Origin of the sequence: Anabaena sp. FACHB-83, assembly GCF_014697485.1 — a bacterium.
GTDB lineage: Bacteria > Cyanobacteriota > Cyanobacteriia > Cyanobacteriales > Nostocaceae > Nostoc_B.
Window position 1 is genome coordinate 198901 of the sequence record NZ_JACJRY010000002.1, and the last position, 16983, is coordinate 215883.

Annotated in this window: 14 protein-coding genes; 6 read left to right on the top strand and 8 right to left on the bottom strand. The window is 40.8% G+C overall.

All coding sequences use genetic code 11. From position 1 onward, the window contains the following. Window positions 1–59: 59 nt before the first annotated feature. The gene (locus H6G79_RS03040) at window positions 60–656 is read left to right on the top strand and encodes a hypothetical protein (protein ID WP_190592141.1); all 597 of its coding nucleotides are present in this window, start codon (window positions 60–62) and stop codon (window positions 654–656) included. Between the two features lie 71 nt (window positions 657–727). Here H6G79_RS03040 and H6G79_RS03045 read toward each other — a convergent pair whose 3' ends face one another. Continuing rightward, entirely contained in the window at window positions 728–979 is a 252-nt protein-coding gene (locus H6G79_RS03045; protein WP_190592140.1) for a DUF6464 family protein, read from the bottom strand. Window positions 980–1455: 476 nt separating this feature from the next. Here H6G79_RS03045 and H6G79_RS03050 point away from each other — a divergent pair, with 476 nt between their 5' ends. Beyond that, complete coding sequence (locus H6G79_RS03050; RefSeq protein WP_190592198.1) at window positions 1456–1824, top strand: cyclic nucleotide-binding domain-containing protein; 369 nt, start codon at window positions 1456–1458, stop codon at window positions 1822–1824. Window positions 1825–2192: 368 nt separating this feature from the next. Here H6G79_RS03050 and H6G79_RS03055 read toward each other — a convergent pair whose 3' ends face one another. Then, window positions 2193–2501: a threonine dehydratase gene (locus H6G79_RS03055; protein ID WP_190592139.1), complete on the bottom strand. Its 309-nt coding sequence runs from the start codon at window positions 2499–2501 to the stop codon at window positions 2193–2195. A 229-nt stretch (window positions 2502–2730) separates the two neighbouring features. Between H6G79_RS03055 and H6G79_RS03060 the strand changes: the two genes are divergently transcribed. Beyond that, complete coding sequence (locus tag H6G79_RS03060; protein WP_190592138.1) at window positions 2731–2949, top strand: hypothetical protein; 219 nt, start codon at window positions 2731–2733, stop codon at window positions 2947–2949. 356 nt (window positions 2950–3305) lie between these two features. On the opposite strand, the gene H6G79_RS03065 is transcribed toward H6G79_RS03060, so the two are convergent. Further along, entirely contained in the window at window positions 3306–3737 is a 432-nt protein-coding gene (locus H6G79_RS03065) for an EamA family transporter (RefSeq protein ID WP_190592137.1), read from the bottom strand. 379 nt (window positions 3738–4116) lie between these two features. Continuing rightward, a complete protein-coding gene (locus H6G79_RS03070; protein ID WP_190592136.1) occupies window positions 4117–5055 on the bottom strand; it encodes an alpha/beta fold hydrolase in 939 nt (312 codons plus the stop codon). A 59-nt stretch (window positions 5056–5114) separates the two neighbouring features. Here H6G79_RS03070 and H6G79_RS03075 point away from each other — a divergent pair, with 59 nt between their 5' ends. Continuing rightward, window positions 5115–5285 (top strand): hypothetical protein, encoded by a 171-nt coding sequence (locus tag H6G79_RS03075; RefSeq protein ID WP_190592135.1) that lies wholly within the window; start codon window positions 5115–5117, stop codon window positions 5283–5285. 27 nt (window positions 5286–5312) lie between these two features. After that, window positions 5313–6185, top strand: coding sequence for a shikimate dehydrogenase (locus H6G79_RS03080; RefSeq protein ID WP_190592134.1), 873 nt, complete (start codon window positions 5313–5315; stop codon window positions 6183–6185). 188 nt (window positions 6186–6373) lie between these two features. Here the strand turns inward: H6G79_RS03080 and H6G79_RS03085 are convergent, their stop codons facing one another. From H6G79_RS03085 to thrC, 3 genes are all read right to left on the bottom strand, one after another. Beyond that, the gene (locus H6G79_RS03085; protein WP_190592133.1) at window positions 6374–8044 is read right to left on the bottom strand and encodes a response regulator; all 1671 of its coding nucleotides are present in this window, start codon (window positions 8042–8044) and stop codon (window positions 6374–6376) included. Window positions 8045–8046: 2 nt separating this feature from the next. Beyond that, a complete protein-coding gene (locus H6G79_RS03090) occupies window positions 8047–12201 on the bottom strand; it encodes a PAS domain S-box protein (protein WP_190592132.1) in 4155 nt (1384 codons plus the stop codon). Between the two features lie 459 nt (window positions 12202–12660). Next, window positions 12661–13752, bottom strand: a complete 1092-nt coding sequence (gene thrC / locus H6G79_RS03095) for a threonine synthase (protein WP_190592131.1) — start codon at window positions 13750–13752, stop codon at window positions 12661–12663. Window positions 13753–14212: 460 nt separating this feature from the next. Between thrC and H6G79_RS03105 the strand changes: the two genes are divergently transcribed. After that, window positions 14213–14401 carry a hypothetical protein gene (locus H6G79_RS03105; RefSeq protein ID WP_190592130.1) on the top strand — a complete coding sequence of 63 codons (189 nt, stop codon included), beginning with the start codon at window positions 14213–14215 and terminating at the stop codon, window positions 14399–14401. A 306-nt stretch (window positions 14402–14707) separates the two neighbouring features. Here the strand turns inward: H6G79_RS03105 and H6G79_RS03110 are convergent, their stop codons facing one another. After that, the gene (locus H6G79_RS03110; RefSeq protein WP_190592129.1) at window positions 14708–16600 is read right to left on the bottom strand and encodes an iron uptake porin; all 1893 of its coding nucleotides are present in this window, start codon (window positions 16598–16600) and stop codon (window positions 14708–14710) included. Window positions 16601–16983 lie beyond the last annotated feature (383 nt).

Sequence of the window (16983 nt, forward strand, 5' to 3'; positions counted from 1 at the left end):
TCTCCTTCATTGCGTCAATCCTAGCTTTCAGGAATCAACTAAACTCAGTGAGGCGACTCATGAATATTGATCAGCAACTCAATGTTAATTTACGTACAGAACTGGAAGTAGCGAAAAGACAGTTAAAATCTGACCAAAAAGGTGGAATTGCCGCCTTAGATCAGATTTATCGCCAAGGTAAAGTTCCAGAACAAACTTTAAACGGTCGCTATTGGGGTGAGTTTTTGACTGCTAATTTCAATCCAGTTTTAGATAGTTGGTTAGATATCATCACAAAGATGTGGCTACCTTGGGAAGGTAAAACATTTGATGCCAACAATCACACTGGTGATAATATTTTTACCAATGATGGTTTATTACTAGGGCGCTTAATTTGGCCTTCATATAATGGTTATGTGGCAGATACGAGAGGAAGAACCCTGGCCTTTAAATTTCAGACCTCCCGTGATCAATGTTTATTAGAACCAGATATTGACGTTTTACGTTTGAGCTTCGATTTACCAGAAAACCCTCGATTTATGATTCGGGAGTTGGTAGACCAATTAGTTCAAATTGATGATGATTTTTATTTAGGAAAAGCCGTACTCAAACATCCCAATGGTGGTCGATTTTGTGCTGCTTACTTCACCCTCAAATCTGGTTTAGCTTCAATTTAATTCTACAGAATGAGAGGGGAAGTATCTGAAAATATAGCAGTCTGATTTGAGATGTGACAAACAAAGACCAATTATTGAGGATTGCTATATTCTACAAAATACATACATTGCTCACACAATTGTGTTGGATTTACAGCACATTGAATATAAGGCGATCGCGCATTATATAAACAATCACTTTTATCCAGTAAATTTTGGGGTTTGCGACTTTGACTTTCTTCTCTAACTTGCATTGGTGGTGTAGCGATCGCTGATAAAATCCCCAGTAAATACCAAACCCCGCCACAAACAATCAGCAACATAAAATCAGCAATACGTCGCATATTCAAACCTTAGCTAAAATCCAAACTTGTCAATGATTTTAGCGATATTAAAATATTTATTCATCCGTCATTAGCCATTCATCTTTAGTAAATAAAAACTAACAATAATTAGCAAAAAATGATAAATCTACAGAAAATACTAGTATCTAAAGATATAGAAATATGGTTTTATTTCCGAATTTACTGATGTAGTCAGGGAGTAGGGAGTAGAAAAGAAATCTTTTCTGGATGTACTGATTTTTTTCAGAAATCAAATTAAATCCTATATATAGCAATCCTATTTGATTGACAAATATCTATCTACCTTGTCCCCCTTGTCTCTATTCTTCTTATCTCAAATCTGACTCTACAGGTTTTTAAACCTTTCCATAAACTGCATGAATATCTGTTGAGTTTGTCACTGGCATATCAAACCCTAGTAGTATAATCTACTCTGGTTTATATCGCCTAAGTATAAGTTTGGTACTGCTCTAATGTTGTTAAATCCAGTTGTAACCATTGAGATATTTCAAAAACAAGCCGAACCTCAAATATATGCAGCCGGTCAGATCATCTTTGCAGAAGGACAGCCTGGTGATTTTATGCTTGGTATTATCGCAGGAGAAATTAACATCTTAGTGAACGGCAAAGTTGTAGAGACAATTACAACTGGTGATGTGTTTGGAACAGGGGTACTTGTAGGCATCAAGAATCGGACTTATACTGCGATCGCTAAAACTGAATGCAAACTCGTCTCCTTAGACGAAAGAAGATTTCTCTTCGCCGTTCAAGAAACACCTATGTTTGCACTACACGTCATCAAAAACTACTCAGAGCGTTTGTCTCGACTGCAACACATGGTTTAGAGGTTATTTATAAATAGGACTTACGCAACTGACATATTTTTTCTGTAGGGTGTGTGACGCAAAGAGAAGATTTGAACGTAGTCATAAGATTGATAGCGTCACGCACCAACTACCAATTTTGACACTTTCATAAGTCCTGATAAAGTAAAAGTTCTTGTAGGTGTGTTAGGCGCATATTGTGAGCGAATGAATCACAACAACTACATACAAGCGCCTAACGCACCGCCAGATGATGATGGTTGATGAAGCTGAAGTCAGTGTGACCCAGTTTAAAATCAGGTGAGCCAATAGTTCACAATCGGGTTTCAACAGACTGTTATGTTGTAAACATTGCCCACCTGAAGATGATTGATATTGGCAGTTAATTTTTACTTCTTGCCAACATCACGCGCCATGTTGAGGTAATAGTCTTCTACTTTTTTCTGAGAACGACGGCGGACAAATGAAGGAGTTTCCGAGGTGGTTTTCTGCTCTGTTTTTGCTTGTTCTTCTGAAACTCGCTTGATAGTTTGCGCCGCATCAGATTCCAAATAATAGCCAGAGCTATTAAATCCGAAAACTTTCGCAAAAAAGCCAAAAATACTTCCAAAAAAACCGAAAACAGCCTTAAAAACTACAGAAAAATAACCTTCAAGGCGAATAAAGATATTCTGAAGAATTTGAACTAGACGATCCATAGCAGCACCCTCTATGATTGCCTACTGCTATTGTGACTTAATTTTGCCCTGGTTAGGTATTCTCCCAGAGATATAACTACCAAAGATAAATGATGAATTTACTAGATGTGTCTTTTGGCAGTTTAGTCAAGACCAAGAAATATTTATTAATATAGTTATAAATCAGTGTCAAAAATCAAAACGTTCTTTATTTGCAGATACTGGATTTTCCACCATCGGAGTAGAAGACATGAAAGACCAAAAAACATCCGACTCTAAAGAGTTCGTAGGCAATCTCAAGAATGGGATTTGGCTATTTGGACTCTCTTCTTGGGTCTTTGGCATTACCGATCGCAGTATCGCTTCTTTTGCAGATGGTTATCTCTCTGCTTTAGATTTAACGCAACTATTCACAGCAGCGACATTTTTTGTAGCGTGGCTATTCTTAAAACCCACATCCAAAGTTTGAGGCGGTTGATTTGTCATCAGTTGGTTTAGTTGGTCGCTGATTTTATCAAACTAATAAATACTTCCGAGGTAGAACGTTTTCTCGATCGCAAAGTGCAGCATGTGGTTTGAAGTGCTGAGTCTCATTGGTTATAAGTTAAGATTATGAGGCGGTTGTCATTCAATATATCTAGGACTTACGCAAAAAAACGAAAAAATAAGGTTTTAGAACAGGATGCAGGGGTATGAGGGTGTAAGGGTGTAAGTATTCAAAACCCTTACACCCTCATACCCTTTCACCCCTACACCCAATCCCCACAAACAATTTTGGTGCGTAAGTCCTGTTATCAAATAAAGCTTAAATTGTACTAGCGTATATTAACGAATCAAAACCAGTGTACCAGCTAAAATCAAGCCAGTTCCCAACATCACTTGCGGCGTTAGTTGTTCTTTGAGAAACAGTGCTGAAAAAACCAGTACCAAAAGTAAACTCGATTTATCTAAAGACGCGACTAAAGAAGCTTTCCCGACTTGTAAAGCCCGAAAGTAAAATAACCAAGATAAACCCGTTGATAAACCAGAAAAGACGAGAAATAACAGAGTTTTAGGCGAAATTGTCAGCAGTGTATCTAGTTGTCCTTTGGCAAAAACCCAACCCCAAACCATGACTAAAATGACTACGGTGCGGATCGCAGTTGCTAAATTGGGGTTAATCGTCTCGACTCCTATCTTGGCGAAGATAGTCGTTAAAGCTGCAAAAAACGCCGATATTAGGGCAAACAATATTGCAGTCGTTTCATTACTGAGCATTCAATCTCTCGAACAATCTGAGGATTATTGAGAAATAATATCATTATTTCTCCAGAGAAAACGGTGCATATACTCTGAAAAAACACTCTTTCAGGACTTACGCACCAAGATTGTCTATTAAGATTGGGTATAAGGGTGTAAGGGTTTGTGGCGTAAGGGTTTTAGATACATACACACGCCACTTGGCTCCCCTATACCTCTGTACCCCTACACCCTCGCCAAAACCCTTGATTTTTCGTTTTTATACGTAAGGCGTAGGTTGAGTGGAGGAACAGAACCCAACATTCACGTATACTTTGTTGGGTTACGCGATCGCTACACCCAACCTACTTGAAAGAGTATGTCACTCGTTTTCACATAGAATTATGACTTTAAATTTTTACTCAGAAATAGATATCACCCAATCTCTTAAAAGTTGATTGACCTGATCTGGAATTTCATCATGGGGACAATGACCAGCCCTGAGAAAATATTCAGTCAGTTGGGGGTAATATTGGTGGAATTTTTGTGAACGTTCTCGCGCCTTCATCCAAGGATCAGCTTCGCCCCAAAGTAATAATAAAGGACAAGTTAAGCGTTGCAACAGCACATCAACTTTTTCTCCTTGAGGACTGCTAAAAACAGAAACAAACACATCAAAAGCCCCTGTATCATAAGCAGGGCGAGCAATTTCTTCTACTAATTGGTCTGTAATTGCAGTTTTATCTAAATAAACTTTTTCTAAAGTGCGGCGAATTACCCAACGTTGTCGCACATATTGAAATATCACAAACCGGGAAAAAGATTGTTTAAAAATCCACTTGACACTACTACCCAAGATTTTTTGTAGGGGTGATGGTTGTTTGGGTGGTTGGATTTGTGATTGTAACGCTTCTGGTTCTTCTGTGGCTTGAGTTTCGCTAAAAGGGCCAGCACTATTGAGTAATACTACCCCAGCAACACTATCAGGATATTGGGCAGCAACAGACAAACTTGCATAGCCACCAAGAGAGTTACCTGCAACGATCGCTTGGCGACCAATGATTTCACTGATAAAATCATGCAGTTGGTCACGCCATAAGTCTCCACTGTACTGGAGTTTGGGTTTAGCCGATCGCCCAAATCCCAACAAGTCGATCGCAAACACTTCAAAATCTTGATACAATCCACTAATATTCTTTCGCCAGTGGTCTGTAGAAGCACCAAACCCATGCACCAACAGCAACGGTGGACGTTGGGATTGTGAATTTCCTGCATGTACATAGTAAATTTTCTGCCCTCGCCACTGCCAATATTGCCCAGGAACCGGATTTGTCAAAGGGGCTGTACTAACTTGCATAATTTTAAGTAATGTTAAGTAGTTGTTAATAATTGTAGAGGATGTGAGGGTATAGAGGTGTGGGAAGTGTGGGAGGTGTGGGAGGTGTGGGAGGTGTGGGAAGTGTGGGAGGTGTGGGAAGTGTGGGAGGTGTGGGAAGTGTGGGAGGTGTGGGAAGTGTGGGAGGTTTGGGAAGTGTGGGAAGTGTGGGAAGTGTGGGAGGTGTGAGAAGTGTGGGGGAGAAGAACTAATGACCAATGACCAATGACAAATGACCAATGACTAAAATTACAGGCACTACCAAATTATTAGGGGTAATTGGACATCCGGTGGAACATTCACTGTCACCGTTGATGCACAATGCTGCGATATCAGAATTAGGGTTAGATTACGTTTATTTACCTTTGCCGATCGCACCTGATAACTTAGAAATAGCGATCGCAGGTTTTGCGGCAATTGGGGTAAAAGGTTTTAGTGTGACAATTCCCCATAAACAGGCAATTATGCCGTTATTATCAGAAATTACCCCCGTAGCCCAAGCGATAGGTGCAGTTAATACTGTGACTCGCCAAAATCAGGGATGGATAGGGACAAACACAGATATTGAAGGATTCATCGCCCCCTTACAAACAACATACCAACAAGATTGGAGTCAGAAAGTAGCAGTTATTTTAGGTAATGGTGGTGCAGCGAGGGCTGTAGTCGCCGGCTGTTATCAACTGGGTTTTGCGGAAATTTATGTTGTGGGACGCAATGAACAAAAATTAATTGAGTTTCGTGATAGTTGGGGAAGTTCACCCATAGCCGAAAAGTTGCAGGTTTATACCTGGGGTAGTTTGTCCAAATTGATTCCCCAAGCACATTTATTGGTGAATACAACCCCCATTGGGATGTATCCCCAAGTAGAAAACTCCCCTTTAAGTGTCGCAGAAATGGCTGATTTACCCCAAGGTGCGATCGCTTATGATTTAATTTACATCCCCAAACCAACAAAATTTCTCCAACAAGCCCAAAATCAAGGCGCTATAGTCATTGATGGCTTAGAAATGCTAGTTCAACAAGGTGCAGCCGCCTTAAAAATTTGGTTACAAACAGAAACTGTACCAGTTGAGATTATGCGCCAAGCACTACGCCAACATTTAGGCCTTTGAAAAAGTGCTGAGTGGAATTAGACAAGGGAGAGGGGGTAGACAAGGTAGAAATGTAAAGTATAAATCTTGCTTCCTTGTCCCCCTTGTCCCCCTTGTCCCCCTTGTCTCCCTTGTCCCCCTTGTCTCCCGTGTCTCCCGTGTCCCCTGTGTCCCCCGTGTCTCCTACTGTCTTTATGATCAATTTTTCACTAAACATGCTCTGACAAGGTTAATGGTAACTGAACTATAAACCTTGTCCAACCTTGAGAACTAGTAACTGTAATATTTCCTTGCAGATATTCCACGAGTTTTTTGACCAAAGTTAAACCTAACCCACTACCATGATTAAATGTAGATGCGTTTTGCATAACTTGGGTATAATCAAAAATTGATAATTTATCTTGATTTTGATTTTGGGATATGCGATAAAACGGTTCAAAAATTTGAGCTTGTTCTTTGACCGGAATTTCGACACCAGAATTACTCACAATAATTTCTACTCCAGAAATTGGCACATCAGGTGAAATTTCTGGAAAATTTAATTGATTAAAGATTTGGGTTAATTGAACTCCCACTGTAATAATTGCACCCAAGGGAGTATGTTTACAAGCATTCATTAATAACTCTGATAAAATCCGCGTCAAGATAGCCAAATCAGTAGTCACATTCGGCAAATCTGGAGGAACTTCAACTTTTAAAATTTGCTGTTGAGTTTGGGCAATATCCTGATAGCTTTCAGTAATATGAGGTAGCCAATCTTGTAGACGCATAGAAGTTAATTCTAAGGGATACATATCTGCGTCTACAAAACGCATATTTAATAAATCATCGATTAAATTTAGTTCGCGTTCGCATTCGTAACGTAAGATATTAATGTAGCGAGCTACAGCATTTAATTCAGGAGGTTTACCAGACTGAATCATCCGTCGGCGGTCGAGAATAGTTTCCAGCATTGTAATTGCCATTTTAATATTTGATAATGGCGTACGCATTTCATGAGAAGTAGCTGCTAAAAAATCTTCTTTTAATTGGTTTAGTCGTTGCAATTCTGCCATTTGAATTTCTAACTGATGGGCGCGTTCGCTGGCTAGATTGCGTTCTTGGCTTAATCTGCGTTGGGTATCATCTCGAAATACCAAGACTGCGCCTGTAATTTTACCTTGGTTGTCGCGCAGAGGAGCCGCACTATCGGCAATGGGAATAGTTTTTTTATCTTTGGTAATTAATAAAGTGCGATCGCTTAAATATGCAGTAGTTTTTTGTTCTAAAGCTGTATGAATGGGATTTAATACAGGTATTTTACTTTGTTCGTCAACTAGGGAAAAAATTTTTTCTAATAATTGGTTTCTCGCTTCATATAATTGCCAGCCTGTAAGGGTTTCTGCCACTTGATTCATATACTTAATCTGCAACTGGGGATCAACTACAATCACCCCATCTCCCATACCTCGCAACACAGTACTTAAAAACTGTTCTCGTTCATAGCGATTTAGCGCCGTTTGAATGGCCACGTAGAGTTCTTGATCTCTGATGGGTTTGAGAATATAACCAAAGGGAAAAGTGAGAGTTGCTCGTTCTACAGTACTTTGGTCAGAGTGACCTGTAACATAAATAATCGGGATTTGTAAATCATTCCAGATTGCTTCTGCGGCTTGAATACCATCACTTTCACCCCGCAACCTAATATCCATCAAAATCAAGGTTGGACGCAGAACAGTTGCTTTTTCTATAGCGGCTTCTGCGGTATCTGCAATATCAACAACGGTGTAGCCCAAAGACTCTAAACTTTCTTGCAAATTAATGGCAAGAATATACTCATCTTCCACAACCAAGACTTTCACTGTCTTGGTTGTGCTTATATCGGAGGAGATATCTATCATATTCATGCCCTACTTTTTGTAAAAGTAATTTTAAATTCTGTTCCTTGTTGAGAATTAACTTCAATAGTTCCTCTTAACTGCTTCACTAAACCTTGGACAAGAATAATCCCTAATGTTTTTGTGTGTTTAGGATCAAAGTTTTGAGGTAGTCCAACGCCATTGTCTTGAATGATTAATATCAAATTGTAATTATCTTGTTGCTCTAAGCTAACGGTAATTTCTCCTGTACTTTGATGAGGAAAAGCGTATTTTAAAGCATTGGAAACTAATTCATTGATAATCAAACCACAAGGGATGGCTGTTTCAATGTCTAAGCTGGCATTATTAACTTGGATTTTAAGTTTAATACAGTTAGACGTGACATTGTAAGAATCAAATAAATGAGTGGTTAAATCGGGGATGTATTGGGCAAAATCTATGTTTGCTAAATCGGCGGAACGATAGAGTTTTTCATGAACTAAGGCAATAGAAGCAATGCGGTTTTGACTATCGCGCAGAATTGCTGCGGCTTCGGTGTCTTGCGTCCGTCGGCATTGCATTTGTAACAAACTACTAACAATGCCTAAATTGTTTTTGACACGATGATGAATTTCTTTGAGTAAAACCTCTTTTTCTTTTAGAGATGCTTTTAGTTGCTCTTGGACTTGCTTTTGTTCGGTAATGTCTTGGTGAACGACAACGAAAACTTTTCCATACTCAGGATGCTCAAACATAGAAGTTGTCGCACTACACCAAAAAGGTGTGCCATCTTTTTTCACATTGTGGACTTCATAGCTGGCTTCGCCATGTTCTAAAACAGTTGCACTGATGGCTTGGTTTACCGCTTCTGCTTGTGCTTGATCCTCAGCATAGTTAATAGTTGAGATATGTAGACCGATTAATTCATCAGTGTCATAACCAAACATTTTCTCAAACTTAGGATTGGCATAAACGATAATTCCATCACTGGCGCGAACCAAGCAAATTCCTTCAGCCATGTTGCGTGTAATCACTGCTTGCAGTTCGAGCATTTGTTGAGCGTGTTTTTGTTTGGTGATATCAATACAACTTCCCACAATGCGGTAAACACGGTGATGATCATCTCTCAAGGGAGTCAGGCTGGTAAACCACCAAGTTTCTTGGCCTTTAAATGGTAAACATTCTTCATAAGTGATAGTTGTGCCTGCGTTGAGACAATCTTGATAATGTTGTCTCACCTTCATCGCCGCCGTGGGAGGAAGCAACTGTTCTGGGGTTTTGCCTTGGATATAATCGGAACAAAAACCCGTGAGTTCTTCGTGAGTAGGGTTCAAACCAGCATAACGAAAATCATCATCAACCACATCAACCACAAAAATTGCCTGGGCTACACCGTCGTAAATACTGCGTAAAAAATTTTCTTTTTCTTGCAATGCTTGTTCTGCTTGTTTGCGATCGCTAATATCAGTTACTCGTACCAGATTCATCACCTGCTGGGCAACTTGAATTTGTTTAACTGCGGTGTTTCCCCAAAAACAATTGCCCTGCTGGGTAACATACTCGATTTCCTGGCTCCAATATCCTTGCTGATTCATTTTTGCGAGGATCTCAGCTACCTCCTGAGAATTAAATGGTCGTTTATGCAGGGTATGTCCTTCTATTCCAATCAAGTCAGCTTTACATCGCGCTGCAAATAATTCTACGGCTCGATAATTGCAGTCGATGGTTAATAATGTTTGGGGACTAACCAAAAACAGAGCATCAGCAGATTCGTTATAAATGGCTTCACGCAAATCACGGCTCTTGATAATTTCTAACTCAGCTTGTTTTCGTTCTGTAATATCAATAACGGCTCCAAATAACTTCACCTGTTGACGTTTTGTATCATAAGCTACCTCTGCTTTTGATTCTAAGTAGCGCATTGAGCCATCAGGTCGAATAATCCGGTACTCTACGTTAATCGGGACAGCATCAACAATCGCCGCTAAAAAATGAGCTTGCAAAACTGGCCGATCATCTGGGTGAACCATTTGCAGAAATTCTGCTTGAGTTGGTGCTGGTTGAATGGGGGAAAGACCAAAAATCAGAAAGGTTTCCGTTGACCAAATTAGCTGTTCATCACCCAAGTTCCATTCCCAACTGCCAACATGGGCGATATGCTGGGCAGCATTTAGCTGTAATTCACTGCGACGTAATTTTTCCTCTGCTTGAATGCGATCGCGTAATGCCGCTTGTCGTTCAGTAATATCTCGTCCTTCAGGAATTAACAAAATAACTTCGCCAGTTTCATCCTGGAGTGGACGCAAGGAGAAATCAATGGTTGCTATTTGGTTATTTGCTCCCAAAACTTCCACTTCATAGCGGACAAAGTTTCCTTGAGCTGCTGAAGCAATTGCCTGTTTAAGTTGCTCTTGAGTTTCTGGTGAAATTGTCCACCAGTGTGTGTCCCAAAATGGCCGATTAATTACATCTTCCGGCTTCATTCCTGCAAAATCGAGCGCAGTTTGATTTGCCTCTAGCAAAGTTCCATCAACACTCAGCAGCCCGATAAACTGAAATGAATTGTTGAAAATGCCACGAAATCTACGTTCGCTGGCTTGTAAAGCGGCTTCTGCTTGTTTGCGTTCTGTAATATCTTGAGCGGTACCGTAAAGGCGGGCTACTTCTCCATTACTATTAAACTCGGCATAGCCAATCCCCTCCACATAAATATCAACATTGTCAGTTCTAGTAGCACGCAGAACTAGTTTGTAAGATTCACCAGTGGTAATAGCACGCGCTACAGCTTGGTCTAATTTTTCTTGATCTTCGGGGTGATATAGCTGTAAATTTTCTGTATATGTGGGTGTTGAAAGTTGAATGTCTCGTTGAAAAAGTTCAAACAACCCTTTTGACCAGCTAATTTTGCCTGTAGCCAAGTCATACTCCCAGTTACCCAAACGAGCAACGCGCTGCGCTTCTTCTAACAAAGCTTCATTTTTGCGGAGTATTTCTTCAGTGCGTTTAATTTCTGTAACATCAACTACCATGCCATCCCAAGCTATGCGACCATCTTCCAACCGACGTGGCGAGGAACGAAAATGACACCACTTCAATTTACCACTGGGTGTACAGATTCGCAGTTGAATATCAAAAATACTCAGATGCTGTTTTGACTCATTTTCAGCAGTTTCAAGTCGGGGGATGTCTTCTGGGATAAACTGACGATAAAGTAGACTGGCATTTTGGAGTGCATCTGCGGCACTCACTTCCATGATGTTTTCAATTCCCGCGCTTAAATAATAAAAGCGATCGCTACCATCTAATTCTCGAATGACTTTGTAAATTGCCCCATTCGGTAAGTTATCGCCAATTCGCCGCAACATTGCTTCTCGTTCTTGCAAAGCGAGTTCTACTTGTTTGCGGTCTGTAATCTCTGCCAATGAACCAACCAACCGCACAGGGTTTCCTTGCTGATCCCAAACAGCTTTGGCGCGGGATCTAAACCATCCATAACTACCATCTCTACGGCGTAATCGATATTCAACGTTATACTCTGGGGCTTGTTGTAATAAATAAGCTGTTTGAGCAGCCATTACTTGTGCATAATCATCAGGATGTATGCGTTTACTCCATTCATCATCCTCACAGCTTAATTCATGATGCTCATATCCCAGCATTTCAAACCAACGTTCTGAGCGATAAGTTTGATTAGTTGCTATGTCCCAATCCCAAATCGCCTCACTCGTACCAGCCACAGCTAAGTGCCAACGTTCTTCACTACACCGTAAAGCCGCTTCTATTTTTTGGCGTTCGCTAATTTCTCGCTCTAGTTCTTTGTTTGTGGCTTCTAGTTGTACAGAACTGGGAAAAGCTAGTGCTTGTGGCATCAAATGTATCAGTTCTAATGCAGTGTACAGTGATATTACAGATGCGATCGCTTTCATCACACCACTCAGCCAATAGACAGGATGCCAATGTGTCCAAATCTCGATCCAGTGAGTTGTACCACAACTGAGCATCAATAAAGCAAACAGCAAAAAAATCCAGTTAAATGGCAAATCTCGGCGTTTGCAAACAAAATATAGTAGGGTGCAGGGAATAGAATAATAAGCGATCGCAATCAAACTATCAGATACAATATGCAGCCATAACAACATTGATTGCCCAGCATCGCTATGATTACAAGGAATCAACGGTATTTGTATAAAAATATTCATAAAGTTTTCTAAAACACAATTTCCCGCAAGGGTATATCTATCCTAAAGAATAGGTTTGATTTTTCACCTACATAATTTTGAATTGATCACCCTTGTGGCAAATTTCAGGCTGCGATCGCTACATTTCTCCCCAAGGCAACGTTTAAGAACCCTGATAACATAGAAGAAAGTTCAACTGAACTACCAAAGTTATGAGCAGTATTAATATTTCCTTACCTGAAGCGAATTTTCTGTTACTCTTTGCGTCTTTGCGCGGCAGTTGCTTCAAGTCGGCAAAGCCGCCCAACGCACTGCCTTGCCTTTGCGTGAGCTTTTAAATAGTATTGTTAGCAACACCAAAGTATTTATGCAAGAAGTTTAATGATATTGATACGCAATTGGTACATAAAACCCCAACTTTTTCACAAAGCTGGGGTTCTAGTTGATCGAAAAGCGATCGCATATCGCCAAAAACAACTTTTAAAATCCCATTGCGGTGGCTACATCTTTCAGTTCTGCGGGGATGCCTTGCTGAAATTGACTGTTACTGTGCTTAATTGCTGTATCAGGGTCTTTCAAACCATTACCAGTCAATACACACACCACTGTTGCACCTGTGGGTACTTGGTCTTTGACTTTTAATAATCCCGCCACAGAAGCGGCGCTGGCTGGTTCGCAGAAAATACCTTCGGATGCAGCTAATAAGCGATAAGCATCGAGAATTTCTGCATCAGTGACAGCTGCAAAACTTCCTTGACTCGCAGTTTGCGCGGCGATCGCTTTATCCCAACTGGCTGGATTCCCGATGCGAATGGCTGTGGCGATGGTGTCAGGATGGGCTACTGGTTGACCGTTGACTAATGGTGCTGCACCTGCGGCTTGGAATCCCATCATCTTGGGGAGGCGATCGCATTTACCAGCTTGGTGGTATTGACAAAAACCCATCCAATATGCTGATATATTTCCCGCATTGCCCACCGGGATACATAGCCAATCAGGAGCGTTACCCAAAGCATCAACCACTTCAAAGGCTCCGGTTTTTTGTCCTTCTAAACGGTAAGGGTTAACGGAATTTACCAAGGTTATTGGGTAACTCTCAGCCATGTCCCGGACAATTTCTAAGGCGCGGTCAAAGTTACCTTTAATTGCTAAAACTTCGGCACCATACAATAAAGCTTGTGCCAATTTGCCCAAAGCGACGTAACCATCAGGAATCAAGACAAAGGCTTTCATTCCACCACGTTTAGCATAGGCGGCGGCGGCGGCGGAAGTGTTACCAGTACTGGCACAAATTACGGCTTTTGCGCCTGCTTCCTTGGCTTTGGAAATGGCCATTGTCATTCCCCGGTCTTTGAAACTACCAGTGGGGTTGAGGCCATCGTACTTGACAAATACACTCACTTGTCTGCCAATGCGTTCTGCGATCGCTGGCACCGGAATTAAAGGAGTATTACCCTCTAACAAGGTAACAACAGGCGTTGTGTCACTGACAGGTAAGTACTCACGGTAGGCTTCTATCAGTCCGGGCCAAGGTTGGCGATGAGATTTAGCAACAGACAAGCTCACAGTCACAGGTTTTAACAGTTTTTCACTAAAGATTGATTAATTTATGGATACGAAAGCCAAGTTTGAGCTTTCTTTCTCCACCTATTCCAGAAAAATATTATCTTTGTTTGGTGTAGTTTTTGAGATTTTTTTATTTCGTGCAGATAGTTAGTTTACCATAAAGCCTTTGTACACCTACGTTTTTTAGGATTTAAGAGTGAGAGGAAAAATCAAGGGTTTTGGTGAGGCTGAAAGGCTTACACCCCTATACCCCCACACCCTTACACCCATCCTCAACAGCCAAACTTGGTGCGTCAGTGCGAAACTTTGGAACACTCCACTACTCATCGCCGTCGCTTATCACAAAACTCACAATCCATTAAATGATGTGATTAAAACTATACAATCATTTAACAAACCTTAAACCGACATTACTATAATATTTAATATTGGTGTGAGTTGAGTTGTGTATCTATTTAATATAACAATGTCTACATCTAGTGTTTCAGAACGGAAATCCCAAGCTGCTTTAGTTAACGAACTAAACAAGTCCTATTATCAAGCAGATCAGCAAGCCAAGTTTAAGAACCTGGAAGCCGAGGTAGATTCTCTGTTACAGCAGTTGCAAAACTTGAAAGAACAACGGTTAGCGGCGACTCATTCTGACGAAGAATAAGTTCCCTGAACCAAAGCGATCGCCGACATAACATCAACCTGAACCTTTAATAAACGCTTAAACACTTAGTTGAGAAAATTTTCTAACCAGAGAACCTAACTTTGGCGATCGCTATCAAAATTAAACAAGTTTTGACACTGAAAACCTGTTGTACAGATTAATCTACCACTATCCTAAATTATGAGGATATGTGTACACTACTGATCTTCTGTACGTGGTGAGAGGTTTGAGTGTGAATAGAATGAAAAAGCTGTTTGAGCAGTTGAGTACTCAAACAACTTAGTTAAAAGATTTGACTAAGAATTTCTAGAATCGGAAAGTTGTCCGAATTGTCCCCACATAGATAGTGTCGTTGTTGCGGTTGTGTTCGGGGTTGAACAGAATGATCAACCCTGGGGTAATTGAGATATTGCTGTTAACTTGATAACGATACAAAGCTTCTAAATGGTAAGAAGTATCGCTATCTTCCCGACGCGCACTTGTCGCCGTCAGAGTGCGTGGCCCGTAATCATTGCTTGTTACCTTTGGCGGTTGACCAAAAATAATCCCACCGACATTACCTTTTTTACCCAAGTCGGGAAATCCTAGAGTCACAGCCCAGTTCCAAATATCAGCTTTATCACCTCTATTGACTGTATTGGTAACAGAGTTTCTTCCAGAACTGGCTTCGGCGATCGCCTGTGTGTAACCCACCCAACCAGATATGATGAATTTATTACTCAACTTGTAACTACTTTGAATGCCATAGTGATTAGCTGATGTGGCAATAGGAATTGCAGTTGTTCCAAATGGATTATTCGCAAACGCACTTCCTTCCGAACCGGAGACATTCACATCACCAGTTGCAACGCCATTACCATCAACCGCACTAAAGTAAGAATGGGCATAAGTAAAAGCCAGAGTCAAATCTTTATTTGGTTGAAACGCCACTTGTCCTAACGCGCCATAACTCCCATCAAACAAACCTCTACCATCCAGAGGATTTTCGGCATTTCTCGCTATATAACCACCTGACAAAGTAATAGCATCACTCAGCTTGAAGATAGCACTGACACCAGAACCTCTACCAACCGCCAGACCAGAGTTACTTGCACGATAAATGGGCGCGAAACGACCAAACCGCGATATAGCGCCTGTCGTTGCAGCTGAAAATAAGGGGTTAACGGTGTTGAAATTATCAAAGAACGAACCGCCAATAGCATCAACCGTCACATTTAACTTATCCCCAATCGGGAAGTTATAAAATAACTTAGCCAAGCCAAAACTATTATCTGGCTCAAGAGTCGTATCCCAAGCCAACCGCGTCATATTTGTCCCGGAGACTTGATTTGTGGCGTTGAAAGCCAGAGTATTATTCGCTCTCAAAATCACGCGCAAGCGGTCTTGACCGTAAAAACTGGAATCAAAGATGATTCGCACCCGGTCAGCAAAAATTGTGTTATCTGCTAAGTCGCGTCCGCCAGCACTTCTATAGGCTGCGGCTTCTCTAGCGGTTCTACTTCCACCAGGGGTATTATTGATAGTCCGCCACGCATCGGAAGTTAAAGCTTTTTCTTCACCATACACACCACCAAAGGTCAAGATCACATCCCCAGATAATTTGGTTGTGGTGGAAAATTGATTGGCTTCTAGTTCGGCGGTGCGTGCTTCTAATGGGTCAATTCTGCCACGCAACTCAACTAAACCATCAGCAAATTCTTGTTGCAGCTTTTGTAAGGTTTCTAAATCTTCTTTTCTCACAGCGTCGGCGGTACTTGTGGCAATTAATTCATTAATTTTTTCCAAACAAGCATTTAACCCAGCCGCAAATTCATAGCGCGTCATCGCCCGATTACCCCGATAGGTGCTATCGGGATAACCTGCAATACACCCATATCGTTCAACTAAAGATTGTAGTGCTTGAAATGCCCAGTCTGTTGGTTGGACATCTGATAGTTGCGATACGGATGTTACTTGACTCATGGTATCGGAATTATCAGTTTCTTGCGTTAATTCTGATACAGAGGTTTGATTGACTTCAGTTTCCGTTTGAGCAACCAGATGATCTTTTAGTTGTGGTGAACCTAACTTGATACTTTCTGCCTGTAATTCCTCTGGAGACTGAACTACAGAATTTGCTAACGCCTTTTGAGTCGTAACAAAACTAGCAAGTAACAGTATTGGACTGATCCATACTGCGCTGCGGAAAACACTATTCATGAGCCTCACACCTGAACTGAATTACACTACTGTACTGGTAAAAGTATATACTAAACCAATAAAGTTGGTAAAGCTAGTTTATCACGGGTTAAGGACAGTTTAAAAGTTTACCCAGCAAAGTTGTGTGGGAATGTTAACAACCCAGGAAAATATTCATCCTCTGGGTAAGAAGGGTGTGGGGGTATAGGTGAGGAAAAGCTTTTACACCCCTATATCCTTGAATTCTTACACTCAGTCTTCAAAGATAATCTTACAGCCAAATTACCAACTTTATTCAATTATTCCAACTTTATTGGTATAAACTACAGAGATAAGATAAATATAAAAATATGGTTAAAAAAGAGTGATAATCCTAATATCGCTAAATTTTGAAGATAGTAAAT